24 protein-coding genes are annotated in these 24320 nt (G+C 70.9%); 9 read left to right on the top strand and 15 right to left on the bottom strand.

Annotation, left to right across the window (positions count from 1 at the left end; translation table 11 throughout):
* The first annotated feature begins 6 nt into the window (after window positions 1-6).
* Window positions 7-1104: a hypothetical protein gene (locus ACY34M_RS09445; protein ID WP_462716043.1), complete on the top strand. Its 1098-nt coding sequence runs from the start codon at window positions 7-9 to the stop codon at window positions 1102-1104.
* On the opposite strand, the gene ACY34M_RS09440 is transcribed toward ACY34M_RS09445, so the two are convergent.
* Both ACY34M_RS09440 and ACY34M_RS09435 read right to left on the bottom strand, forming a co-directional pair.
* On the bottom strand, window positions 1098-1460 hold the full coding sequence (locus ACY34M_RS09440) for a DUF1330 domain-containing protein (protein WP_462716044.1): 363 nt from the start codon (window positions 1458-1460) through the stop codon (window positions 1098-1100). The two genes, ACY34M_RS09445 and ACY34M_RS09440, sit on opposite strands and share 7 nt — an antisense overlap.
* 111 nt (window positions 1461-1571) lie before the next feature.
* On the bottom strand, window positions 1572-2615 hold the full coding sequence (locus ACY34M_RS09435; RefSeq protein ID WP_462716045.1) for an NAD(P)-dependent alcohol dehydrogenase: 1044 nt from the start codon (window positions 2613-2615) through the stop codon (window positions 1572-1574).
* A 128-nt stretch (window positions 2616-2743) separates the two neighbouring features.
* On the opposite strand from ACY34M_RS09435, the gene ACY34M_RS09430 reads away from it, so the two are divergent.
* Entirely contained in the window at window positions 2744-3646 is a 903-nt protein-coding gene (locus ACY34M_RS09430) for a helix-turn-helix domain-containing protein (RefSeq protein WP_462716046.1), read from the top strand.
* Between the two features lie 32 nt (window positions 3647-3678).
* On the opposite strand, the gene ACY34M_RS09425 is transcribed toward ACY34M_RS09430, so the two are convergent.
* The 7 genes from ACY34M_RS09425 to ACY34M_RS09395 form a co-directional block, all read right to left on the bottom strand.
* Window positions 3679-4401: a globin domain-containing protein gene (locus tag ACY34M_RS09425; protein WP_462716047.1), complete on the bottom strand. Its 723-nt coding sequence runs from the start codon at window positions 4399-4401 to the stop codon at window positions 3679-3681.
* Window positions 4402-4449: 48 nt separating this feature from the next.
* Entirely contained in the window at window positions 4450-5652 is a 1203-nt protein-coding gene (locus ACY34M_RS09420; RefSeq protein ID WP_462716048.1) for an LCP family protein, read from the bottom strand.
* Entirely contained in the window at window positions 5649-7757 is a 2109-nt protein-coding gene (locus tag ACY34M_RS09415) for a glycosyltransferase (protein ID WP_462716049.1), read from the bottom strand. Before ACY34M_RS09415 ends, ACY34M_RS09420 begins: the two co-directional genes overlap by 4 nt.
* 216 nt (window positions 7758-7973) lie before the next feature.
* On the bottom strand, window positions 7974-8657 hold the full coding sequence (locus ACY34M_RS09410) for an ABC transporter ATP-binding protein (RefSeq protein WP_462716050.1): 684 nt from the start codon (window positions 8655-8657) through the stop codon (window positions 7974-7976).
* A 47-nt stretch (window positions 8658-8704) separates the two neighbouring features.
* Window positions 8705-10213 (bottom strand): ABC transporter permease, encoded by a 1509-nt coding sequence (locus ACY34M_RS09405; RefSeq protein WP_462716051.1) that lies wholly within the window; start codon window positions 10211-10213, stop codon window positions 8705-8707.
* Between the two features lie 175 nt (window positions 10214-10388).
* Entirely contained in the window at window positions 10389-11648 is a 1260-nt protein-coding gene (locus ACY34M_RS09400; RefSeq protein WP_462716052.1) for a L,D-transpeptidase, read from the bottom strand.
* A 234-nt stretch (window positions 11649-11882) separates the two neighbouring features.
* The gene (locus ACY34M_RS09395; protein ID WP_462716053.1) at window positions 11883-12224 is read right to left on the bottom strand and encodes a hypothetical protein; all 342 of its coding nucleotides are present in this window, start codon (window positions 12222-12224) and stop codon (window positions 11883-11885) included.
* A 108-nt stretch (window positions 12225-12332) separates the two neighbouring features.
* Here ACY34M_RS09395 and ACY34M_RS09390 point away from each other — a divergent pair, with 108 nt between their 5' ends.
* The gene (locus ACY34M_RS09390; RefSeq protein ID WP_462716054.1) at window positions 12333-12617 is read left to right on the top strand and encodes a hypothetical protein; all 285 of its coding nucleotides are present in this window, start codon (window positions 12333-12335) and stop codon (window positions 12615-12617) included.
* Between the two features lie 38 nt (window positions 12618-12655).
* Here ACY34M_RS09390 and ACY34M_RS09385 read toward each other — a convergent pair whose 3' ends face one another.
* The 4 genes from ACY34M_RS09385 to ACY34M_RS09370 form a co-directional block, all read right to left on the bottom strand.
* Window positions 12656-13822: a GGDEF domain-containing protein gene (locus ACY34M_RS09385; protein ID WP_462716055.1), complete on the bottom strand. Its 1167-nt coding sequence runs from the start codon at window positions 13820-13822 to the stop codon at window positions 12656-12658.
* A 98-nt stretch (window positions 13823-13920) separates the two neighbouring features.
* A complete protein-coding gene (locus ACY34M_RS09380; RefSeq protein WP_462716056.1) occupies window positions 13921-14733 on the bottom strand; it encodes an enoyl-CoA hydratase/isomerase family protein in 813 nt (270 codons plus the stop codon).
* Window positions 14734-14774: 41 nt separating this feature from the next.
* A complete protein-coding gene (locus ACY34M_RS09375; protein ID WP_462716057.1) occupies window positions 14775-15905 on the bottom strand; it encodes an adenylate/guanylate cyclase domain-containing protein in 1131 nt (376 codons plus the stop codon).
* Window positions 15906-16024: 119 nt separating this feature from the next.
* Window positions 16025-16897: a biotin--[acetyl-CoA-carboxylase] ligase gene (locus tag ACY34M_RS09370; protein ID WP_462716058.1), complete on the bottom strand. Its 873-nt coding sequence runs from the start codon at window positions 16895-16897 to the stop codon at window positions 16025-16027.
* Between the two features lie 149 nt (window positions 16898-17046).
* Here ACY34M_RS09370 and ACY34M_RS09365 point away from each other — a divergent pair, with 149 nt between their 5' ends.
* The 4 genes from ACY34M_RS09365 to ACY34M_RS09350 all read left to right on the top strand — a co-directional run bounded on the left by ACY34M_RS09365 (window position 17047) and on the right by ACY34M_RS09350 (window position 19740).
* Complete coding sequence (locus tag ACY34M_RS09365; RefSeq protein WP_462716059.1) at window positions 17047-18651, top strand: acyl-CoA carboxylase subunit beta; 1605 nt, start codon at window positions 17047-17049, stop codon at window positions 18649-18651.
* 11 nt (window positions 18652-18662) lie between these two features.
* The gene (locus ACY34M_RS09360; protein WP_462716060.1) at window positions 18663-18869 is read left to right on the top strand and encodes an acyl-CoA carboxylase subunit epsilon; all 207 of its coding nucleotides are present in this window, start codon (window positions 18663-18665) and stop codon (window positions 18867-18869) included.
* Window positions 18870-18945: 76 nt separating this feature from the next.
* The gene (gene mmpB / locus ACY34M_RS09355) at window positions 18946-19074 is read left to right on the top strand and encodes a morphogenic membrane protein MmpB (RefSeq protein WP_462716061.1); all 129 of its coding nucleotides are present in this window, start codon (window positions 18946-18948) and stop codon (window positions 19072-19074) included.
* A gap of 54 nt (window positions 19075-19128) precedes the next feature.
* Entirely contained in the window at window positions 19129-19740 is a 612-nt protein-coding gene (locus ACY34M_RS09350) for a Maf family protein (protein ID WP_462716062.1), read from the top strand.
* On the opposite strand, the gene ACY34M_RS09345 is transcribed toward ACY34M_RS09350, so the two are convergent.
* On the bottom strand, window positions 19712-20191 hold the full coding sequence (locus tag ACY34M_RS09345; RefSeq protein WP_462716063.1) for a hypothetical protein: 480 nt from the start codon (window positions 20189-20191) through the stop codon (window positions 19712-19714). The genes ACY34M_RS09350 and ACY34M_RS09345 overlap by 29 nt on opposite strands.
* Before the next feature lie 435 nt (window positions 20192-20626).
* Here ACY34M_RS09345 and ACY34M_RS09340 point away from each other — a divergent pair, with 435 nt between their 5' ends.
* Both ACY34M_RS09340 and ACY34M_RS09335 read left to right on the top strand, forming a co-directional pair.
* A complete protein-coding gene (locus ACY34M_RS09340; protein ID WP_462716064.1) occupies window positions 20627-22399 on the top strand; it encodes an acetyl/propionyl/methylcrotonyl-CoA carboxylase subunit alpha in 1773 nt (590 codons plus the stop codon).
* A 201-nt stretch (window positions 22400-22600) separates the two neighbouring features.
* Window positions 22601-23146, top strand: a complete 546-nt coding sequence (locus ACY34M_RS09335; protein ID WP_462716594.1) for a TetR/AcrR family transcriptional regulator — start codon at window positions 22601-22603, stop codon at window positions 23144-23146.
* Window positions 23147-23265: 119 nt separating this feature from the next.
* Here ACY34M_RS09335 and ACY34M_RS09330 read toward each other — a convergent pair whose 3' ends face one another.
* The gene (locus tag ACY34M_RS09330) at window positions 23266-24201 is read right to left on the bottom strand and encodes a DeoR/GlpR family DNA-binding transcription regulator (RefSeq protein WP_462716065.1); all 936 of its coding nucleotides are present in this window, start codon (window positions 24199-24201) and stop codon (window positions 23266-23268) included.
* Window positions 24202-24320 lie beyond the last annotated feature (119 nt).

The following is a 24320-nucleotide window of genomic DNA, read 5'->3' as shown; positions in this document are numbered from 1 at the left end:
GTTGATATGGGAATTCTCTGGGGGCTGATGGCCGCGGTCATGATCGGGCTCGTGGTGTCGCAGTTGCTGCGCCGCCGCGGCGGTATTCGGCAGGTCGCTCCGGGGTCGCCGGACGCCGCCGACCCGGCCGACTACGGATTCATGCTTCAGGAGGACCTGGACGTCCGGCTCCCCGGACCCGACCAGGACCTGCTCGACGTGATGGCGGTCGTGCAGCGCAATCAGGACTACACGGCGGCCTCCCAGCTGCTCGCGGGGACCGGCAAGGAGACCGAGACCCGCTGGGAGCGGGTGCAGGCGGTCGCCGGGGCGGCGGCCCTGGAGGCCCAGCAGACGCCGCGGCTCGGCGCCGGGTGGCTGCACGCGTGGCGCTCGCAGGCGCCGAAGGACGCGGGCGGGGCGCAGGTCTTCGCCGAGTTCCTGGTGCAGCAGGCGTGGCGCGGCGGCGGCACCCCCGAGGAGCAGCGGATCGTCCTCGAAGAAGCGCGTGACGCCTGCGACCAGGCGGCGCTGCTGGCCCCCGGCGACCCCGTCCCGCACATCACGCACCTCGCCGTCGCGCGCGGACTCGGCTATTCGCAGGCCGAGTTCGAGCAGCTGTGGCTGAAGATCCTCGACACCGCGCCGGGGCACATGGGCGCGCATCTGGCCGGTCTTCGCTACTGGACGGAGAAGTGGCACGGCTCGCGCGAGCAGGCCTTCTCGTTCGCGGAGGCCGCCGCCGCGCGCGCCCCGCGCGGTTCACTGCTGGCGGCGCTGCCGCTGTTCGCGCTGTACGAGCACGTGCCGGACGTGAACCTGGTGCGCGGCTTCTACGAGAGCGAGGTCGTCACGAAGGCCCTGCACGGGGCCCTGTACGCGGTGCACTCCGCGCGCCCCGACGACCCGATGCTCGCGCACGTCCGGCACCTGCTGGTGTTCTTCCTGGTGCGCAGCGAGCGCTGGTCCGAGGCGATGCAGCAGCTGGTGCACGTGGACGGGCATGTGGGCGCGATCCCATGGACCGCGGAGCCGGACCCGGCCGCGTCGTACGCCGTGTACCGGGCGCTCGCCGTGGCCGGTTACGAGGCGAACGGCGGAAGCCCGGCGACGCTGCGTCACTGACCGGCCGCGCCTGATCCCGACGCGGCCCGCATGGCGGCCGCCGTGCGGGCCGCGTCGTACGGCTCCGGGACGCCCTCCAGGAAGACCAGGCTGCCGGGCAGGTGGTCGGTGCGCAGCGGCAGGATCTCCTGGTAGGCGGGGGACGCGTACCAGGCCCGGGCCGCCTCCAGGTCGGGGAACTCCACCACGACGACGCCGCCGAGCCGCTCCCCCTCCACCCACTCCCCCGGCGTGCCGTGCACCAGGAAGCGGCCGCCGTACGGGCCGAACGTGGACTGGATGCGCTCGATGTACGTGAGGACGTCGGGGTGCGGGGTGTCGGTGGTGCCGAGTATCGCGATGGCGTAGGCGGTCATGGAAAAGCCCTCCCTCGGGTCCGGCCGGATCTGGCTCACGGGGTCGATCCTGCCGGGGCCCGGGGAGGGCGGCCATGACCTCTCAGGTCATGAAAACGACGTGGGCGACGCTCAGATGGTCGCCGCGTCGATCACGAAGCGGTAGCGCACGTCCGAGCCGAGGACCCGCTCGTACGCCTCGTTGACCTGGCTCGCCTCGATCAGTTCGATCTCGGCGCCGAGGTTGTGCTCGGCGCAGAAGTCGAGCATCTCCTGCGTCTCGGCGATGCCGCCGATCATGGAGCCGGCGAGCACCTTGTTGCCGCCGATGAGGGAGAACAGGTTGAGCGCGATCGGCTCCTCGGGGGCGCCGACGTTGACGAGCGCGCCGCCCGTCTTGAGCAGGCCGAGGTAGGCGCCGAAGTCCACCTGCGCGGAGACCGTGGAGAGGATCACGTCGAAGGTGCCGGCCAGCTCCTCGAAGGTGGCCGGGTCGCTCGTCGCGTAGTAGTGGTCGGCGCCGAGCTTCAGGCCGTCGTCCTTCTTGCGCAGCGACTGCGACAGGACGGTGACCTCCGCGCCGAGCGCGTGCGCGATCTTGACGCCCATGTGGCCGAGGCCGCCGAGGCCGACGACCGCGACCTTCTTGCCGGGGCCCGCGCCCCAGTGCTTCAGCGGGGAGTACGTGGTGATGCCGGCGCAGAGCAGCGGCGCCGCCACGTCGAGGGAGAGGCCCTCGGGGATGCCGAGGACGAAGCCCTCGGTGACGACGACCTTCTGCGAGTAGCCGCCGTAGGTGGGCTCGCCGTCCTTGCCGACGCCGTTGTACGTCTGGACGTTGCCCTGGACGCAGTGCTGCTCGAACCCGGACGTGCAGGCCTCGCACGCGCCGCAGGAGTCGACCATGCAGCCGACGCCGACCCGGTCGCCGACCTTGAACTTGGTGACGCCCGCGCCGACCGCCTCCACGACACCGGCGATCTCGTGCCCCGGCACCATCGGGAAGATGGCCTCGCCCCAGCCCTCACGGGCCTGGTGGATGTCGGAGTGACAGATTCCGGCGAACTTGATGTCGATCAGTACGTCGTGCTCGCCGACGGTGCGGCGTTCGATGGTGGTGCGCTCCAGCGGGGCCTTGGCGCTGGGAGCGGCGTATGCGGCAACAGTCGTGGTCATGTCCTCAAGACTGCTCCCGGCCCGCCCCTGTCCGCAAAGAATGCGCAGGTCACCGCTTTGCGTACGTCCAGTGGTCCTACTACTGGCGGGGTCAGGCTCCCGGTCGTACGACCGGGAATACTGGAAGCATGGACGAGAACGATGCGGCCAAGGCCCCCGCGGCGGACCACCTGGACCGGCGGGCCGAACTGAGCGAGTTCCTGCGCACCCGGCGGGCCCGCCTCAAGCCGGAGGACGTGGGGCTCGCCTCGCTGGGGCGGCACCGGCGGGTGCCGGGCCTGCGGCGCGAGGAGCTGGCGCAGCTCGCCGGGGTCTCGGTCGCCTACTACACACGCCTGGAGCAGGGCAACGGGCGCAATGTGTCGGCCGAGGTGCTCGACGCGATCGCGCGCGCCCTGCGGCTCAGCGACACCGAGCACGCGCACCTCGTCCACCTGGCGAGGCCGACGCGGCAGCGCCGCAAGGCTCCGGCGCCGAAGCGGCAGCAGCACGTGCGGCCGGCGCTGCGCCACCTGCTCGACTCACTGGAGGGCGTGCCCGCGTACATCGGCGGGGCGCGCTCGGACATCCTCGCCTGGAACCGGATGGCGGCGGCCCTGTTCGGCGACTGGGGGCGGCTGCCGCGCGCCGAGCGGAACTGGGCGCGGCTCACGTTCCTGAACCCGGACTACCGGGAGCTGTTCGTCGACTGGGACTCCAAGGCCACCGACATGGTCAGCTACCTGCGGCTCTACGCGGGCCGGAACCCGGAGGACCCGGAGCTGTCGGCGCTGGTCGGCGAGCTCTCCGTCAAGAGTGAGACGTTCCGGCGGCTGTGGGCCACGCACGACGTGAAGGAGAAGGGCCACGGCGTGAAGCGGATGCGGCATCCGCTGGTGGGTGAGCTCACCCTCGGTTACGAGACGCTGCACCTGCCGGACGACGACGGACAGTTCCTGTCCGTGTACCACGCGGAGGCCGACAGCGCCTCGGCCGAGGCGCTGCGGTTGCTTGCCAGCTGGGGTGCGGACGCGTTGCGGGCGGAGTTGTAGACGTCTCGGGGCTCCGCCCCGGACCCCGCTCCTCAATCGCCGGAGGGGCTTGATTGTGAGCGGCTTGCGAGGCGGGTGCCCCACTCGATGTACGCGCAGAACGCGGAGCGGAACTCGGGGTCCGTCGGCAGCCCCGCCTCGTCGGCGGCGTCCTGGACGAGGTTGACCCAGCGGCGGCGCTGCGCCTCGGTGATGCTCCTGCCGATGTGCCGGGCGGCCATGTGGCCGTGGCCGCCGTACTGCTCGGAGTAGGTCCGCGGGCCGCCGAAGACCTCGCCCAGCCACAGGGCGACGTCTTCCGCGTGCTCCGCCGGGAGGTCGGCGAAGAGCGGGCCGAGCAGCTCGTCCTTGAGCACCTTCGCGTAGAACACCGACGTGAGGCGGCTGAACGCCGGGGCGCCGCCCGCCCATTCGAAGAGCGTGGGCTCGGCCGACCCCTCGCCGCGCACCGTGGTCGGCGTGTAGTGGCGCATCTCCTCGATGTACCCGACGTAGGGGCGGATGCGGGCGAGGAAGCCGGGGAAGAGGTCGGAGGCGCGGAAGCCCTTGAGGTGGTCCTCCGTCGAGGTCCACACGATGCGCAGGATGTAGTGCTCGAAGTCCTCCTCGCAGCGGGCGAGTTCGTACGAGACGCAGTGTTCGGACGCCGCGAGCTGCCGGGCCGCCTGGGTGTAGGCCGCCAGGAACTCGGCCGAGCGGTCCTCGGGGACGCGATAACGGATGTACTCGATGGTTCGCGAGGATCCAGTCGTCATGCCCTCCAGCGAAGCACCGGTGCTCCGCTGTGGCCAGCGTCCCGTGTCTCACCCGCCCGCGGAGCCCGGTTCGGTCACCGGGCGGTCCTCCCTGAGCTCCGTGAACAAGCGGTTCGCCTTCTGCTTGTCCCAGACGATGGCGCTGCCCTTGGACGTGGCGAGCCCCAACGTGCCCACGGGCACGCCCAGTTGCCTGCCCTGGCCCGACGACACCCCTTGCATCGCCTTGAACAGCCGGGTCAGCTGCGGAACCCCGGTCGACCTGTCGACGATGAGTGTGTCCAGGCCCGCGCCCGCGGTGCCGTACATGGTGGACGGGTTCATCAGCACGCCCGGCGACGAGGCCTTCTTGGCGAGCGCGGAGAGGAACTTCTGCTGGTTGCGGGAGCGGCCGATGTCGCCCTCCTTCTCCTGGTGGCGCTGGCGCACGAAGCCGAGCGCCTCGCGCCCGGTCAGGTTGTGGCAGCCCTTGGCCAGGTCGAGCCCCGCCTTGTTGTCGACGATGTGCCGGTCGACGCACATCGGCACGCCGCCGACCGCGTCGACGATGCCGACGAACCCGGCGAAGCCGATCTCCGTGTAGTGGTTGATCCGCAGCCCGGTGTTCGACTCGATCGTGCGGACGAGGAGTTCGGGGCCGCCCAGCGAGAACGCCGCGTTGAGCTTGTTCTTCGCCGGCCTGTGGTGGACGCCGGTCTCCGGGTCCACGTAGGGCGGGATCGTGACCCAGGAGTCGCGCGGCAGGCTGGTGAGGGTGGTGCCGTGCGCGCCGGTGTGCAGCACCATCATCGAGTCGGTGCGGCGCCCCTCGGAGCCCAGCTCGGAGCCGGTGTGCAGGTTCTTGGTCTCCTTCTCGCTGAGTCCCTCACGGCTGTCGGAGCCCACGATCAGGTAGTTGGTGCCCTTGCCGGGTGCGGCCCGCGCCGACAGCGAGTCGAGGTCGACCTCCCCGTCGAGCCGGGTGCCCGCCCACACGTACGTCCCCGCGCCCGCGAGCACCGTCAGCAGGACGAGCAGGCACAGGACGCGCACCAGGAGCCGGAACTTGGAGCGCTTCCGTTTGCGCTTGGGCTCGCGCTCGCTGCGCTTGTAGCCGCCGCCCATCCGCCCGCTCGGCCCGTTGGCCGGCACCGGGTCGAAGGGGTGGTGCTCGACTTCGTACGAGTCGTAGGGCGTGGGTTCGTACGACCCGTACGACCCGTACGGCTCGTACGGCGTGGGGGTGTGGGCGCTGGGGTTCAGGGTCGTCACCTCGCGACCGGCAGGTCCGGCTGGTCGGCCGGCCTGACGATGTGCTGGGCCGCCGCGGCGGCCGTTCCGGAACGGTGCATGCGCTGCCACTTCAGCCGGCTGCCGCCCACGAAGGCCACCACGGACTGGATGACCACGAGGTACATCAACTGCCGGTAGACGAACAGCTGGAAGGGCAGCGACCAGAGCGTGCGCCTGCGCTCTCCGTCGAGCTTCAGGGCGTACGCCGCGACGGCCATCTGGAGGACGAGGAAGCCCACCCAGGCCGCCACGGACTTGACGGTGTCGCCGGCGAACACGGCGCTGTAGAACATGAAGACGTCGATCATCGGGGCGAGCAGCGGCAGCACGACCTGGAAGAGGAACAGGTAGGACAGGCCGCGGCGCCCGAAGCGGCCCGCGGGTCCGACCTCGACGACCGCGTGCCGGTGCTTCCACATCGCCTGGAGCGTGCCGTAGCACCAGCGGTAGCGCTGTCGCCACAACTGCTTCAGCGACGTGGGCACTTCGGTCCAGGCGACGGCCGTCTCCTCGTACACGACGCGCCAGCCGGCCCGCCACAGCGCCATGGTGAGGTCGGTGTCCTCCGCGAGGGTGTCCTCGCTCAGGCCGCCGACGCCCATCAGGGCGTCGAGCCGGAACGCGCCGATCGCGCCGGGCACCGTCGTCATGCACTCCAGGACCTCGAACATCCGGCGGTCCAGGTTGAAGCCGAAGACGTACTCCAGGTGCTGCCAGCGGCCGAGCATCCGCTTGCGGTTGCCGACCTTGGTGTTGCCGCTGACCGCGCCGACGGCCGGGTGGGCCAGCGGCTGCACGAGGCGCTGGATGGCGTCCGGCTCGAAGACGGTGTCCGAGTCGACCATCACGACGTACGGGCACCGGGTGTAGCGAAGGCCGTGGTTGAGCGCCGCCGCCTTGCCCGAGTTGGGCTGGCACAGCACCTGTACGCGCGGGTCACGGGCCGCGAACTCGTCGGCGATCTCCACCGTGCGGTCGCTCGACCCGTCGTCGATGACGATGATCTGCATCGGCTGATGGGTGGAGCCGAGCAGCGACCGCAGCGTCGCGCCGATGCCCGCCTCCTCGTTGTACGCCGGTACGAGCACGGTCACCGGGTCACGGATCTCGCGCAGCCAGGGCGATCCGGGCCGGAACCGCTCCAGGCGTCTGACGTGCGCGCGGGCGAACAGGACCAGCACGAACAGGCGCAGCACACCGAGCGCGGCGGCCGCGACGAGCACCCACGAGATCGCCGAGACGAAGCTGCGTCCGAGGGTCTGGAACCAGATCAGGCCCTGGCCGAGCCAGCGGACGGGCGCGATCACGTCGCCCGTCGACTGCCGGCCGAGGTTCGCGCCCTCGGTGATCGTGGCGAAGCGCTTGGCCTGAGGGTTGGCGAGCAGCTTCTCGGTCTCGCGGTAGCCGAGCGAGGTCTGGCTGAGCTGGCGCACGAGACCGTCCCGCACCCGCTGCCCGGAGTGGTCGGCCGCGACCAGGGTGTAGCCGGCCTCGGTCGCGGCCTGCGCGGCGGGCCACTCGCCGCCGCACATCGTGGCGACGGTCGTGGTCATCGGCATCCGCAGGAGTGTGGTGTGGAAGCCGCCGCTGCCCGCGAACGCGCTCTGGGTGAGACCGAGTTCGAGCTTGCTGCGGACCTTGGACGAGCTGCCCAGGTCGGCGCCCGTGTAGGTGTTGGAGCCGATGTCGTGGCCCGCGGCCCTGATCCGCTCGACCAGGTGCGGGTACTGCGCGGCCTTGGCGCCGTTGAGGAAGAACGTGGCGTGCGCGTGGTGCTTGTCGAGCAGCGCGAGCAGCTTCGGCGTCGCCTTCGGATCGGGTCCGCCGTCGTAGGTGAGCGCCACCGTGCCGGGCGGCATCGAGGCGCTGTGCACCTGTCCGCCGCCGCCGACCGACAGCACGGGTCCCGCGCCGGCGGCCGACGCGGGCACGGGCCGTGTGCAGGCGGGCTTGGTCGTGGCGCCGTCCACCTCGTTCTGGGTCCAGCCCTGGAAGAGGAGGGCGCCGAGGAGCACCGGCAGGGTGAGGGCGAGCAGCAGCCAGTGGGCCCGCGGGTCCCTTGCTTGTTTGTGCCGTGCCCCCATCAGGCGTCGGCGCCGGCGTTGCCGCCCGGCCGGCCCCGGCCTCGACGAGGCATCCATATTCGGCGCCCGTTCTCCACGTTCCACTCACACATGGGAGGCGAGTGTATTGATGTGGCGGCTGGGGAATTGGGGCATTGAGAAACATCTGGGACCCGTGTGGCACGTGACAAACGGCACACCTACCGTTTTGAGTACAACCTTCTGGCCACTACGTGTTCACCTCGAGGCGTTCTCCGTGATCGTGATCGTCCCCTTCCTGATCGTCGCGAGGCGCGGTGCCTTCTTCGCGATGGCCGAGTCGTGGGTGACCATCACGAACGTGAGGCCGTGCTCCTTCCAGCGGTCCTCCAGCACGTCCATGATCTCGTCGCGCATGGACTCGTCGAGGTTGCCCGTGGGCTCGTCGGCGAGCAGCACCTTCGGGTTCTTCACCAGGGCCCGGGCGATGGCGACGCGCTGCTGCTGACCGCCGGACAGCTCCGCCGGGAGATGCCCCTGCCGCTCGCCGAGGCCCACGGAGCGCAGGGCCTCGGCGGACCGCTCCCGCCGCTCGGCGGCCTTCAGGCCCAGCGGGACGAGCGCCGTCTCGACGTTCTCCAGCGCGCTGAGCGTCGGGACGAGGTTGAAGGACTGGAAGACGAAGCCGATGGACTCGGCGCGGACCTTGGTGAGCCTGGCCTCCGGCAGCGACGCCAGGTCGACGCCGTCGAGCTCGACGCTGCCCGCCGTCGGCCGGTCGAGCCCGCCGAGCATCTGGAGGAGGGTCGACTTGCCGCCGCCCGTGGGGCCCTGGATGACGAGCCGGTCGCCGTCGCCGATGGCCAGGTCGATGCCCGCGAGCGCGTCGACGGTGTCCTTGCCGCGCCGGTACTGCTTGGTGACGCCCTTGAGCTGATACATGGTGCAACTCCTGCGATACGTGAGGTGATTGGCGCTGCCGGTGCGTGCTACTCGACGCGGCGCAATGCGTCCGCCGGGCGCAGGCGCGAGGCCCGCCAGCCGCCGAAGGCGCCGGCGATCAGTCCGCCCGCGACGGCGAGGCCGACCGCGAGGGCGATGGTGGTCGCGGAGACGGGCGCGCTGAGGGCGATGTCGAGGGTCTTCTGGCCGCCACCGGCCGCCTGGCGCATCATTCCGCCGCCCCCGCCGCCGAAGCCGCCGCCACCGGGACCGCCGCCCATGCCGCCCCCGCCGCCCGCGCCGCCGCCGAGCTGCGCGGACAGGGTGGGGCTGATCGCGGTCACGGCGTACGCGCCCGCGAGCCCGACGGCGATGCCGAGGACGCCGCCGATCAGTCCGTTGACGACGGCCTCGCCGACGATCTGCCGCGTCACGCGGCCCGAGGTCCAGCCGAGCGCCTTGAGCGTGCCGAACTCCCGTACGCGGCGGGACACGGCCGAGGAAGTGAGCAGGCCCGCGACCAGGAAGGCGGCGACGAGCACCGCGATGGACAGCCACTTGCCGACGTTGGAGGCGAGGTTCGACGCGGTCGACAGGGAGCCGGAGACGGTGTCGGCGAGGTCGGCGGAGGTGGTGACCGTGGTGCCGTCGATGTTCTTCTGGATGGCCGCCTTCACGGCGTCGATCCGCTGCGAGTCGGTCGCCTTGACGTAGACCGTGGTCACCTCGGCCTTGGCGTCGGCGAGCGTCTGGGCCTGCTTCAGCGGGACGTAGACATTGGCCGCCGCGTCCCCGCTGTCGGCGGTCGCGACGCCGACGACCTGGTACTTGGTGCCCTTGACGGTGACCTTGTCGCCGACGGCGAGCTTCTTCTCCTTGGCGTACGCGGAGTCGACGACGGCGACCTTCGCGTCGGTCTCGGACGTCTTGAAGGTCCGGCCCTTGGTGATCTTCGAGGAGGTCAGCGGGCCGAGGTGCTGCTGCGTGACGTCGGTGCCGTAGACGGAGAAGGAATTGACGTCGAAGGAGGCGCCGCCGCCCTGGACACGGCCCTGCGGCTGGCCGCCCTGACCGCCGCCGTTCTGGCCGCCGGGGCCACCCTGCGAACCGCTGCTCTCGTCCTGCTTGAACTGGCCGCGCGTGAACTGACCGCTGACCTTCATCACCTGGAGGCTGAGCCCGCCCACGGTGTCGGCGACGCCCTTCTGGTCGGCGACCTTCGTGACGGTGGAGTCGGCGAGGGTCTGGAAGCCCTGCACCATCACGCGGTCGCTGGACTGCTCCTTGTCGCCGGAGTCGCTGTCCTTGGCGTCGAAGTCGAACTTCGGGCGGCCGGAGTCGTCGCCCGCCTTCGGGGCGCTCGCCGCCTTGGTGACGGTCATGTCCGTGCCCAGGCCGTACAGCGACTGAAGGACCTTGTCCTGCGCGGTGCTCATGCCCGAGGAGACCGAGCTGACCACGATGACGAGCGCGATACCGAGCGCCAGCCCGGAGGCGACGACGAGCGCCGCCTTTCTGCGACGGCGCAGCTCACGCCTGAGATAGGTGAAGAACATCGAAGCCTCGCCGATGACGGCCCACGTGTAGGGGCGCTGACAGGAATCAGCGGGAGCCGGAGCGTTCGATGACGCTCCGGCTCCCGCTGCGGCGAAACGGTATGGCGGCGTTGTAAGGGTTGCGTGAGGTCTCGATGAGAGTGAAATGAGACCCGCGGCGGCCGTGTCCGGCCGGTTACTCGGCGGAATTGGCCTTCCACTGCGACCAGCTGAGGTTCCAGCCGTTCAGCCCGTTGTCCGGCTGGACCGTCTTGTCGCCGGTGTTCTTCACGACGACGACGTCGCCGACCATCGAGTTGTTGTAGAACCAGGCGCCCGGCGTGCTGTTGTCATTGGCGCCCTTGGCGTCCTGGAGGCCGACGCAGCCGTGGCTGGTGTTGGCGCCACCGAAGATCGACTTGGCGCCCCAGTAGTTGCCGTGGATGAACGTGCCGGAGTTCGACAGGCGCATCGCGTGCGGCACGTCCTTGATGTCGTACTCGCCCTTGCCGTCGTCGTCCGTGAAGCCGACCGTCGCGCCGTTCATCCGGGTCTCCTTGAACTTCTCGGAGATCACCATCTGACCCTCGTACGTCTTGTTGTCCGGCGACCCCGCGGAGATCGGGATCGTCTTGACGGTCTTGCCGTCCCGCGTGACGGTCATCATCTTCGTCTTGGCGTCGACCGTGGAGACCTGGTTGCGCCCGATCTTGAACGACACGGTCTTCTGCTGCACGCCGGTCACGCCGTTCGCGCCCTCGACCCCGTCCAGGTCGAGCTTCATGGTGACCGTGGAGCCGCCCTTCCAGTAGTCCTCGGGGCGGAAGTCGAGCCGGGTGTCGTTGAACCAGTGCCCGACGACCTCCTGGCCGCTGCTGGACGTGACGGTGATGTGCTTCTGGACATCGGCCTTGTTGCTGATGGCCTTGTCGAAGTTGATCGACACCGGCATGCCCACGCCGACGGTCGAACCGTCCTCGGGCGTGAAGTTGCCGATGAAGCTGTTGGCCGGGGAAACCGTCGTGAACTGCGAGTTCTCGTGGGCCGCGCGGCCGTCGGAGTCCTTCGCCTCGGCGGCGATCTTGTACGTCGTCGCACGCTCGAGCTGGTTCGTGGGCTTCCAGCTCTTCTTGTCGGCGGAGATCTGTCCCGCGACCTCCGTGCCGTCGGCCGTCGTCATCTGGACGTCGGTGAGCGTGCCCTTGCTCACGGTGACCTTCGCGGCGCTGTTGATGCTCGCGTTGTCGGAGCCGTCCTTCGGCGCGATCTTGATGTCGGCCTCGGAGGTCTTCTTCGCCGCGGCCTCGTCGGCCTGCGCCTGCGACTCCTTCTTGCCCGAGCCGCCGTTGTCGTCGCCGCCGCCACAGGCCGTCAGCACGAGCACACCGCCGAGCAGGGCGGACGCGGCCATCAGGCCCTTGCGCCGCTTACCGTCCGTTATCACACGCTTCTCCATAGTCGCCGAATTTCCCGACTTCGCCGAATCACCGGCTGTCGACCGCCCCGAGCCCGGTCGACAGCTGGCCCAAGAGGACACAGCTGTCCCCTCGTACCCACCTAACGTCATGACCGGTTCGTCCCGTTCCCGGGGAGCCCCCGGTGTGGGCAAGACCACGTCAGACACTTCCCCACCAGGGACGACAAAACCCCGGACAGCGGTTGCCGCCCAGGGTTCCCGTTTCAAGGACCGCTACACGCCGTCTCCCGCAGCCTCCTCTTCCTCATCATCCTCGCTGATGTCCCAGTCCGGCGAGTCGGGGTCGTAGTCGACCTGCTCGCTGGACCAGGAGGCCTGCACCAGCTCGGCCCCGGGGACGTCGGCGACGAGGTCGAAGGGGTCCACGAGATACGCGACCGCCTCCGCCTCGTCCGCCTCCACGGCGCTCACCGCGTGCGCCCGCTCCTCCGCCTCGGTCCCCTCTTCCTCCGCGACGCGCTGCAGGGCGGCCCCGGTGAGCGCCTCCGCGTCGGAGACCTCCAGGACCAATTCCACCTTCAGCCGAACAAAGCATGACGTGTCATCAGTACTCATGGGCGGAGCGTACGACTCAAACGCCCCGTGACTTTCCTGTGACCCGCGTCTTTAACTAACATCAGCACACACGGCCAATTCGCCAGCGCCACAAGGGGGATCGCTTCCGTGTCTGCCGCACGCCGATCACTGTTCACCGCCACCGCCGCCGGGGCGCTTCTCGGCGCGCTCTGGTTCGTCCCCACAGCGACGGCGACTCCCGAGCATGTCACCCAAGCCGAACAGCAGCACACCGCCACGGCGGTCACCGAGCAGACGGACCGTCAACTGCGCCTGGCGGACACGGGCCAGGTGGACACGACGCCGTACGTGATCGGCGGCTCGGTCTGCCTCGGCCTGGGCGTCGGCTTCGTGACGTACTCGGTGCGCAGGGGCCGGGCGTACGAGGCGTGAGGAGCTGAACTCCTCCGGCGGCCGGGCCACTTCGGGCCTCAGCGGCCGGCCCCCGGCTCCAGTCCCCTGATCCGGCGCCGCTCCCCCTCGCCCGGGGCCGGCGGGGAGTCCGCGAGGCGGACCACCGGGTCGTCGAGCCCGCCGTCGCGCCCGGCCACCACGGGCTTCGCCGAGCGCAGCGCCTTCGCCCTGTACTGGGCGGCGTCCGCGAGGCGGAAGAGGCGGCGCGCGCTGCTCACCTCGCCGATCGGGTCGCCGGTCGACGCGATCCCGCACGCGACGCCGTCGCCGTGGTCGAGGTCGGCGGCCCGCGAGCAGATCTCGTCGCCCACCCGCACCACCTCGTCGGCCGAGGGTCCCACGGCCACCAGCGAGAACTCGTCGCCGCCGAGCCGGGCCGCGAGCGCCCCCGGCAGCATCGCCCCGCACAGCGAGAGCACCGAGCCGAACCGTTCGAGGAGCCGGTCGCCCGCCGCGTGCCCGTAGGTGTCGTTGACCCGCTTCAGACCGTTGAGGTCGCACACGACGAGGCTGACCACCGAGCCGTCGGCCCGGTGCCGCTCCACGGCCTCGTCGAGGCGTATGTCGACCGCGCGCCGGTTGGCGAGGCCGGTCAGGGCGTCGGTGAAGGCGAGCCTGCGCGCCTCCTCCAGGCGCTCGGTCTGCGCGATGCCGGCCGCGACGACCGCCGCGAGCACGGTCGCGAAATCGGCGTCGGAGCGGTCGAAGACGGGCTCCCCGGTCGGCCGCGCCACATACAGCTCGCCCCAGGCCCGCCCGTGCAGCACGATCGGCGCGACGACGCAGGCGCCGCGGCCCCTGCGGCGCAGCGCGGCGACCCGCTGATGGCAGTAGCCGGCGCGCTCCGCGGCCGTCGTGGGGCCCTCGGCCGTCTCGACCCAGGCGTCCGGCTCCCCGCCCCTGGCCCACCGCTCGTGCAGGAACTCGGTGATCTCGGGGAACTGGTGCACGGGGTAGCCCTCGCCCTCGGGGAACTCCTCCTCCCCCTCGGCCAGCTCCCCCACGTTGACGAGCACGCGCAGCCGGCCGCGCTCGCGCTCCCACACGGAGAGCGCGGCGAAGCTCCCGGACAGCGCGCGGCAGGCGCCCAGCGCCGCCGCACGCCAGGAGCCGCGCGGGCTCCGCGCGGCGGCCATGCCCTGCGCGAGCGCCACCACGGCGCGTAGCCGAACGTCCTCACCCATCACTCCAGGGTAAGAAGGTTTCGGGCATTTCGGTGAATTCAGTGCGGCAATCCGGTGCCGACGACCAGGATGCCGTCACACTCCGTCACCGAACGGGGTCACTCACCCGGCCACCGCGGGCTCCGCTTCTCGTTGAACGCCGCCACTCCCTCGGCCCGGTCCCCGGAGAACGCCACGGACCGCCAGGCCGCGTCCTCCACCTCGAGGCCCGCCCGCAGGTCGAGGCCGTGCCCGAGGCGCAGCGCCTTCTTCGACGCGCGCAGCCCGACCGGCGAGTTGGCGGCGATGCGCGCGCCGAGCGCGAGCGCCTCCGCGCGGTCCTCGCCCGTCGGCACGAGCTGGTCCACGAGCCCGAGCTCCGCGGCTTCGGCCGCCTGCACCCGGCGCGCCGTGAAGATCAGCTCGGCGGCCCGCGCCGCCCCGACGCGGCGCGGCAGCAGCTGCGTACCGCCGCCGCCGGGGAGCACGCCGACGGACACCTCGGGAAGGCCGACCACGGCCGTCCCGTCGGCCACGATCAGATCGCAGGCGAGCGCCAGCTCGAAGCCGCCGCCGAGCGCGAAGCCGTGCACGGCCGCGATCGTCGGCATCGGCAGCTCCAGGACGCCCGTGTACGCGGCGCGGGTCACCGGTCGCTGACGCAGGAGATCGGCGTCGGAGAAGGAGTTGCGCTCCTTGAGGTCCGCGCCGACGCAGAAGGCGCGCTCGGCGCTCGACGTGAGGACGACGACCCGGACGTCCCGGTCGGCCGTCAGCGCGTCGCACGCCGCGGTGACCGAGCGGGCCATGTCGCTCGACACGGCGTTCATGGCCTTGGGCCGGTCGAGCACCAGCTCGGCGACCGTCCCGGCACCCTCGTCGACGTGTCGGCGCACCGCCACGAACTCCCCGAACCGCCGCTCGTCACTCATGACAGACCCTTCCGGTTAACGCCAGTTAACCGCCAAGGTTGTCAGGTGCGCCGGGTCAGCGTCCAGGGCTCCACGACGCCGAGGCCACGCACGGGCCGCTGCCACATGGGCTGGAGCGCGAAGCGGTACGTGGGCGGCTCCTCGCCGTCCTCCTTCGCCTTCTGCGCCTCGGCCGCGGCCTCCGCCTCCGACGTGGGCGTCTCGCCCGTCCTGATCAGCTCCGCGGCGAAGGCGCCGTCCACCAGGACGTTGTCCCGTGGCGCTATCGACGTGAGGCGGCTCGCGAGGTTCACGGTCGAGCCGAAGACATCGCCCATGCGTGTGGTGACGGTGCCGAACGCGAGGCCGACGCGCAGCTCCGGCATCGTCTCGTCGTTGCTCATCGTCTCGATCAGGCGCAGCGCGATCTCGCTCGCGATGCCCGCGTTCTCGGCCGCGAACAGGACCTCGTCGCCGAGGGTCTTGATGAGCCGGCCGCCGTGCGCGGCGACGAGGTCCGCCGCGGTGGTCTCGAAGGCCTCGACGAGCTCGCCGAGCTCCTCCTCCTCCATGCGCCGGGTGAGCCGCGTGAACCCGACGAGGTCAGCGAAGCCGACGGCGAGCCGCCGGTCCACCATCTCCTCGTCGTCACCGGCCTGCACGACGCGGCCCGTGGACGCGGCGAGCTGGCGCCGCCACACGTAGACGAGGAACTCCTCAAGCTCCGGCAGGAGCAGCTCCATCAGCGGATACGTGACCTCGGTGCGGGTCATTCCGGGTTCCGGGGGCTCGGTGAGGCCCTCCAGGAACGAGTCGATCTGCCAGTCGGCGAGCCGGGCGGTGGTCTGCCCGGTGGACCGGGCGACCTGGACGGCCATGGCCTCGCTGAGCAGTCCCGCCTCGACGAGACCGGCGAGGCGCCGCAGCGCGAGGACGTCCGCCTCGGTGAGGGCCTTGGCCTGTCCGATGTCGGCGAAGCCCATGGCCCGCCAGAACCGGGAGGCCAGTTCCATGGAGACGCCCGCGCTGCGCGCCGCCTGGAACGGTGTGTATCTGCGCTCGGCCCCGAGGATGAGCCCTTCGAGCCGCAGGGCGAGAGGATCCTCGGCCTCTGCCTCTTCTGCGTCCGCTCCTTCCGGCTTCTCGGGGTCGGTGGGAGAGCCCGTGCCGGAGCCCGAGTCGTCGACGGTCACGCCTGCTGCCCTTCCGATCTGCCGCGGTCAGGTATCGACCGCGCTCAACTCTACGGCAGCCCCTGTGCCCCACGTCACTCCGTTCGGTTCCGGGCGGCGTCGACCAGGGACTTCCGTACCTACGCGGGCCGCAGGTGGACGATGTCGCCCGCGCCGACCGCCTCGCGTGCGCCCTCCGCCGGGTTGATCACCAGGCGGCCGTCGCCGTCCACGGCCACCGCCTCGCCGACCAGGTCCCGGTCGCCCGGCAGGATCGCCCGGACCTGGCGGCCCAGCGTGGCGCAGCCCGCCGCGTAGGCCTCCTGGAGTCGGGAGAGGGCGGGGTCGCCCTCGGCCGCGCACCACTCGACGTACCACTTCTCCAGGGACCGCAGCACCGCCCGCAGCACCGGCTCCCGGTCGGAGACCTTCGCCCCGGCCAGCGTGAGGGAGCCCGCCGTGGGGACGGGCAGTTCGTCGGCGCGCAGCGACACGTTCAGGCCGACGCCGATCACGACGCCGTCCGCCCCGGCCCGCTCCAGGAGGATGCCGCCGGCCTTGCGCTCCTCGCCTTCGACCGTGAGGAGCACGTCGTTGGGCCACTTCAGGGCGGTGTCGACACCGGCCGCCGAGGACAGGGCCGTGGCCACCGCGATCCCGGTGAGCAGCGGCAGCCAGCCCCAGCGCGCGACCGGCACCTCGTGCTCGCCCGGCTTGAGCAGCACGGAGAAGAACAGGCCCGAGCGCGGCGGCGCCGACCAGCTGCGGTCGAGGCGTCCGCGCGCCGCGCTCTGCTCCTCGGCGACGAGCACGGTCCCCTCGGCCACGGACCCCGCCGAGGCCCGCTCCACCAGATCCGTGTTGGTGGACCCGGTACGGGGCACCACGTCCACGGACGACCACAGCCCCCCTTCCCGGACGAGGGCCCGGCGCAGTCCGGCTGCGGACAGGGGCGGCCTGTCCAGGTCGGACCAGGGGTTGGCGGGTACGTCTGAACCATCTCGCGGCGTCATGCAACCCAGCCTAGGTGTGGCAAAGACCGCACTGCTGAACGGTATTCAGGCCACTACGCTACGAATCAGTAGCCCCACTCCCCTTTTTTTGAACGACCCCCGAACCGTCCCCTTGAGCAGCGTCGAACCAGGCAGGGAGCCGCATCCCGATGTCCGAGTTGGAACAGCCGACCGCGCAGACCGACATCCACACCACCGCAGGCAAGATCGAGGATCTGCGGCGCCGGATCGGCGAGGCGACCCACGCGGGGTCCGCACGCGCCGTCGAGAAGCAGCATGCCAAGGGCAAGTTGACCGCCCGTGAGCGGATCGAGCTGCTGCTCGACGAGGACTCCTTCGTGGAGCTGGACGAGTTCGCCCGGCACCGCTCGACGGACTTCGGCCTCGATGCCAACAAGCCGTACGGCGACGGCGTCGTGACCGGTTACGGCACGGTCGACGGCCGCCCCGTCGCCGTGTTCTCGCAGGACTTCACCGTCTTCGGCGGCGCCCTCGGCGAGGTCTTCGGGCAGAAGATCATGAAGGTGATGGACTTCGCGCTGAAGACCGGCTGCCCGGTCATCGGCATCAACGACTCCGGCGGCGCCCGCATCCAGGAGGGCGTCATGGCCCTCGGCATGTACGGCGAGATCTTCCGCCGCAACACGCACGCCTCGGGCGTCATCCCGCAGATCAGCCTGGTCGTCGGCCCCTGCGCGGGCGGCGCGGTCTACTCCCCCGCGATCACCGACTTCACGGTCATGGTCGACCAGACCTCGCACATGTTCATCACCGGACCCGACGTCATCAAGACGGTCACCGGCGAGGACGTCGGCTTCGAGGAGCTGGGCGGCGCGCGGGCGCACAACGCGCGCTCCGGTGTCGCGCACCACATGGCGGGCGACGAGAAGGACGCGATCGAGTACGTCAAGTCGCTGCTGTCCTACCTCCCGTCGAACAACCTGAGCGAGCCGCCCGCCTTCCCCGAGGAGGCCGACCTCGCGCTCAGCGACGAGGACCGCGAGCTCGACACCCTCATCCCGGACAGCGCGAACCAGCCGTACGACATGCGCACGGCCATCGAGCACGTCCTGGACGACGCCGACTTCTTCGAGACCCAGTCGCTGTTCGCGCCGAACATCATCACCGGCTTCGGCCGCGTCGAGGGCCACCCGGTCGGCATCGTCGCCAACCAGCCGATGCAGTTCGCCGGCTGCCTCGACATCCACGCCTCCGAGAAGGCCGCGCGGTTCGTCCGCACGTGTGACGCCTTCAACGTGCCGGTGCTGACGTTCGTCGACGTCCCCGGCTTCCTGCCGGGCGTGGAGCAGGAGCACGAGGGCATCATCCGGCGCGGCGCCAAGCTGATCTTCGCGTACGCCGAGGCCACCGTCCCGCTCATCACGATCATCACGCGCAAGGCCTTCGGCGGCGCCTACGACGTCATGGGCTCCAAGCACCTGGGCGCCGACCTCAACCTGGCCTGGCCCACCTCGCAGATCGCCGTCATGGGCGCGCAGGGCGCGGTCAACATCCTGCACCGCAAGACGATCGCCGCGGCCGAGGCCGCGGGGAACGTCGAGGAGACCCGCGAGCGGCTGATCCAGGACTACGAGGACACGCTCCTCAACCCGTACACGGCGGCCGAGCGCGGCTACATCGACGCCGTGATCATGCCCTCCGACACCCGTGCCCACGTCGTCCGCGGCCTGCGTCAACTGCGCACGAAGCGGGAATCACTGCCCCCGAAGAAGCACGGCAACATCCCGCTGTAAGGAGCGCCGCTGTGATGATCAAGGTCGTACGGGGCAATCCGACCCCCGAGGAGCTGGCCGCCGCACTGGCGGTGGTCCAGGCGCGTGCCGCGGCGGTCCCGGACGCCCCGGCAGCGGCGGTGGACCGGGACGCGTGGTCCGACCCGGCCCGTATCGCCCGGCACCGACTCCCGGCGCCCGGCGCGTCCAGCTGGTCGCGCACCTACTGGCCCGCGTGAATTAGTCCCTTCGTGACGGGGCGCCTGAGTACGCGTACTCAGGCGCCCCGCGCGTGCGCGCAGCACCATGCTGTATGTGCTGTGGTCAGATCCCGAGAACGAGCCCCCAGAGGAGCTCCGCGAAACGCAGGCGATGCTGCGGCGCGCGGGGGTCGTGGTGGCGCTGGCCATGGTCGTCCTGTTCCTGATGCTGGGGACCGTGTGAGGACGTGCGGGCGGCCGGTGAATGCACGGCGCCACGCTGGATAACCTGAGCCGCATGACTGCTCCACGCCGCCTGATCCTGGCCTCCCAGTCCCCCGCCCGCCTCGGTCTGCTGCGGCAGGCCGGGTTCGCCCCCGAGGTGATCGTCAGCGGGGTCGACGAGGACGCCGTGACGGCCCCGACGCCCGCCGAACTCGCCCTTGCCCTCGCCGAGGCCAAGGCGTCCGTGGTCGCGGCGCGGCCCGAGGCGCACGGCGCCGTCGTCATCGGCTGCGACTCCGTGCTCGACCTCGACGGCGAGGCGCTCGGCAAGCCGGCCGACGCCGAGGAGGCCACGGCCCGCTGGAAGGCGATGCGCGGCCGCGTGGGCACGCTGCAGACCGGCCACTGCGTCTACGAGACGGAGAGCGGCCGGTACACCTCGGCGACCGCCTCCACCGTCGTCCGGTTCGGCGAGCCGAGCGACGCGGAGATCGCCGCGTACGTCGCGACGGGCGAACCCCTCTACGTGGCGGGCGCGTTCACCCTGGACGGCCGCTCGGCGCCGTTCATCGACGGCATCGACGGCGACCACGGCAATGTGATCGGTCTCTCACTGCCGCTGGTCCGCCGCCTGCTGGCCGAACTGGGTGTCTCCATCACGGAGTTGTGGGCGCCGGCGGAGTAGCCGGACCGTTCTGCGCGGGGGCGTCCGTCCCCGACCGCTGCTCCTCCTGCTCGTGCCGGTCGTACGCCACCAGCGTCAGCACGAGCAGGGCGAGCACGACCATCAGGAACACGAAGCTGCTCCAGCCCACCAGGCCGATCGCGAACGCGCCGAGCAGTCCGTGCACCACGGCCGCGCTGATCAGCAGGATCCGCCCGAACCCGGCGGGCGCCCGGTCGACGACCGCGACGCGCACCAGCACGATTCCGCAGAGCACCAGGTAGAGCCCGAACAGGCCACCGGCGACCCATGCGCCCGCCGACATCGCCCGCGGGTCGAGTCCGGCGAGGGACATCTCCTGCTTGTCGACCACCAGGCCGAGGAACCAGTTCAGGAGAACGATCCCCAACGCCTCCGCGAACAACACGATCGCGGCCACCCACGCCACCGGCCTGCGTGCCACCGGTCCCACCCACTTCCGCTGACTGTTACCGCTAGTACGGCCAAGACATCTCGAACGCTACTAACGGGTAAACCCCGGGACAAGGGTTCTGCAGAAGGCAAAGAATCGTTGGGCCATTCGTAGGGACTCCACAAAGAATGCCGACGGGCCGCAGCACGGTCTCACAGAGACCTTGGCCACAGAGGAGGGCTAGGGTTGCTCTGAGGGATCGCGCGTATCCAGGCGCGACAAGGGATTTCAGGGACCGGAAAAGCCCCGGGTCACACTCCGTGTGGGCAAGCTCACGCCCGAGGGTGACTCGTGGGTCCGTGTCGGCAGTCCCTAAACTCAGCTTGTTTCAGTGAGTCAAGCTTCACGGTGACCCGCCGACCGCCCCGGCTCGGGCGAGCACGGCCGGGGGTCCGGGGGTCGCCCCCGGGAAGACACAGCAAGGAGGGAGCCATCGTGCGCAAGGTGCTCATCGCCAACCGTGGCGAAATCGCTGTCCGCGTGGCCCGGGCGTGCCGGGATTCGGGGATCGCGAGCGTTGCCGTCTACGCCGAGCCGGACCGGGACGCTCTGCACGTCCGCGCGGCCGACGAGGCCTTCGCCCTCGGTGGTGACACCCCGGCGACCAGCTACCTGGACATCGCCAAGGTGCTGCAGGCCGCCAAGGACTCCGGCGCGGACGCCATCCACCCCGGCTACGGATTCCTGTCGGAGAACGCCGAGTTCGCCCAGGCCGTCCTGGACGCCAATCTGATCTGGATCGGCCCGCCCCCGCACGCCATCCGCGACCTCGGTGACAAGGTCGCGGCCCGGCACATCGCGCAGCGCGCGGGCGCCCCGCTGGTGGCCGGCACCCCGGACCCGGTCGAGGGGTCCGACGAGGTCGTGGCGTTCGCCGAGGAGCACGGCCTGCCGATCGCGATCAAGGCCGCCTTCGGTGGCGGCGGCCGCGGCCTGAAGGTCGCCCGCACCCTCGAAGAGGTGCCGGAGCTGTACGACTCCGCGGTGCGCGAGGCGGTCGCCGCCTTCGGCCGCGGCGAGTGCTTCGTGGAGCGCTACCTGGACAAGCCGCGGCACGTGGAGACCCAGTGCCTGGCCGACAGCCACGGCAACGTCGTGGTCGTGTCCACCCGTGACTGCTCGCTGCAGCGCCGCCACCAGAAGCTCGTCGAGGAGGCCCCGGCGCCGTTCCTGTCCGACGCGCAGCTGGAGCAGCTGTACAGCTCCTCGAAGGCGATCCTGAAGGAGGCCGGCTACGTCGGCGCCGGCACGGTCGAGTTCCTGGTCGGCGCGGACGGCACGATCTCCTTCCTGGAGGTCAACACCCGCCTCCAGGTCGAGCACCCGGTGACCGAGGAGGTCGCCGGCATCGACCTGGTGCGCGAGATGTTCCGCATCGCCGACGGCGAGGAGCTCGGCTACGGCGACCCCGAACTGCGCGGCCACTCCTTCGAGTTCCGCATCAACGGCGAGGACCCGGGGCGCAACTTCCTGCCCGCGCCCGGCACCGTCACCAAGTTCGACCCGCCGGCCGGCCCCGGTGTCCGCCTGGACGCGGGCGTGGAGTCCGGCTCGGTCATCGGCCCGGCCTGGGACTCGCTGCTGGCGAAGCTGATCGTCACCGGGCGCACCCGCAAGGAGGCCCTGGAGCGGGCCTCGCGCGCGCTGGCCGAGTTCGACGTCGAGGGCATGGCCACCGCCATCCCGTTCCACCGCAAGGTCGTCGTCGACCCCGCCTTCGCCCCGGAACTGACCGGCAGCGAGGACCCGTTCACGGTCTTCACCCGCTGGATCGAGACCGAGTTCGTCAACGACATCGAGCCGTTCGCCGCCCCGGCGCCCGGCGACGAGGAGGACGAGGCCGGCCGCGAGAACATCGTCGTCGAGGTCGGCGGCAAGCGCCTGGAGGTCTCCCTCCCCGCGGGCATGGGCATGTCCCTGGCCCGCACCGGTCTCAACGCGGGCGCCAAGCCGAAGCGCCGCGCCGCGAAGAAGTCCGGCTCGGCCGTCTCCGGCGACACCCTCGCCTCCCCGATGCAGGGCACGATCGTCAAGATCGCGGTCGAGGAGGGCCAGGAGGTCAAGGAGGGCGACCTCGTCGTCGTCCTGGAGGCCATGAAGATGGAACAGCCCCTGAACGCCCACAAGTCGGGCACCATCAAGGGCCTGTCCGCCGAGATCGGCGCCTCGCTCACCTCCGGTGCGGCGATCTGCGAGATCAAGGACTGACATCACGCCCGGTCCGTACCGTTCGCGCCGAGGGCCCGGCCGCACCGACACCGGTGCGCCGGGCCCTCGGGCGTTCGGCGGTGACGGTCCCTGCGCACCGCCGGGATCCCGCCATCGGGCATCCTTGGAACCCCGCGCACCAGGCCCGCGTACGCCCAGGGAGGCCCGATGACGACAGCCGAGCACGATCGCTCGCGCCGGATGCGTGCGGACGCGCGCCGCAACTACGAGCGGCTGCTCGCGCAGGCCCGTATCGCGTTCGCCGAGCACGGCACGGGCGCGTCGCTGGAGGACGTGGCACGCGGGGCCGGGGTCGGCATCGGCACGCTGTACCGGCACTTCCCCAACCGGCACGCGCTGATGAGCGCCGTCTTCGAGGAGGCGGTGAACGATCTGCTGGACCGCTCCCGGGCGCTGCTCGACGCGCCGCAGCCCTGTGCGGCGCTCGTTACCTGGCTGCGCGAGATCATCACGCACGCGAGTGAGTACCGGGGGCTGTCCCGCGCCCTCATGTCGGCATCGCAGGACGCGAGTTCGGCGCTGGCCCGGTGCAGTGATCCGATGAGGGAGGCGGGTCAGGCGCTGCTGTCGCGGGCGCAGCGGGCGGGGGCGGTGCGGCAGGACATCTCGATGCCGGATCTATTGCAGCTCACGAATGCGATTGCCCTCGCGGCGGAGGAGACTCCGTCGGACCCGGAACTGGCGGATCGGCTGCTGAGGTTGACGCTGCGCGGCATCGCGGACTGACCGGCACCGGCCGTTGCGCTCCTGGGGCTCCGCCCCAAACCCCGCTGCTCAACCTCCCCCAGACTCCGTCCGGGGGGGGACCCCTGCAGGGGCTTGATCGTTCAAGCCCCTCCGAGTCGTTACCGGCGGCGGAGGTCGGCCACCCTGGCCGTGCGCTCGGGCGGGGCGTCCAGGGACGTGGAGCGGAGCGGATGGTTGCGGCGCTGCCCCGGCAGGGGGACGTCCCGGCGCGGCTGACGCGCCGGGGTCGGTTCCGCGCCACCCGACGAATCGTCCGCCCCCGCGACAGCGACCTGCACGCCCTGATCGGCCAGCGCCTGCAACTCCGTCGCGGCCCGGTCGTCGTGCGCGGGCGGCTCGTCGGTCACGAGACGCGTGATCACATCGGTCGGCACGGTCTGGAACATGGTGTCCGTACCGAGCTTGGAGTGATCCGCGAGCACGACGACCTCGGACGCGGCCTGCACGAGCGCCCGGTCCACCGACGCCGACAGCATGTTGGACGTGGAGAGCCCGCGCTCGGCGGTCAGGCCACTGCCGGACAGGAAGGCACGGGACACTCTCAGCCCCTGGAGGGACTGCTCCGCCCCGCTGCCCACCAGCGCGTAGTTGGAACCCCGCAGCGTGCCACCGGTCATGACGACCTCGACGCGGTTGGCGTGGGCGAGTGCCTGCGCCACCAGCAGCGAGTTGGTGACGACGGTCAGGCCCGGCACACGCGCGAGCCGGCGGGCCAGCTCCTGCGTGGTCGTCCCCGCGCCCACCACGATGGCCTCGCCCTCTTCGACGAGACCCGCGGCGAGATCGGCGATGGCCGTCTTCTCTGCGGTCGCGAGATGTGACTTCTGCGGAAAACCGGACTCCCGCGTGAATCCGCCCGGCAATACCGCACCGCCGTGCCGGCGGTCGAGGAGTCCTTCTGCCTCCAGTGCGCGCACGTCCCGCCGTACGGTCACTTCTGAGGTCTGGACGACGCGGGCGAGCTCACGGAGCGAAACGGCTCCGTTGGCTCGCACCATTTCGAGGATCAATTGACGACGTTCTGCAGCGAACACGAAACTGACAGTAACCCCAACGACCGTCTGGTTTCAGCAGTTTGCGCCGAATTACAGATTCTGTTCGCGCTGGAACCCCGGAAGTGGTATACGCACCGACGGGCGCCTATCCGTAGCGC

Source organism: Streptomyces sp. EDA2-14 (genome assembly GCF_054963755.1).
The sequence above is the reverse complement of the archived record's forward strand: the minus strand, read 5'-3'. Positions and strand labels throughout refer to the sequence as shown.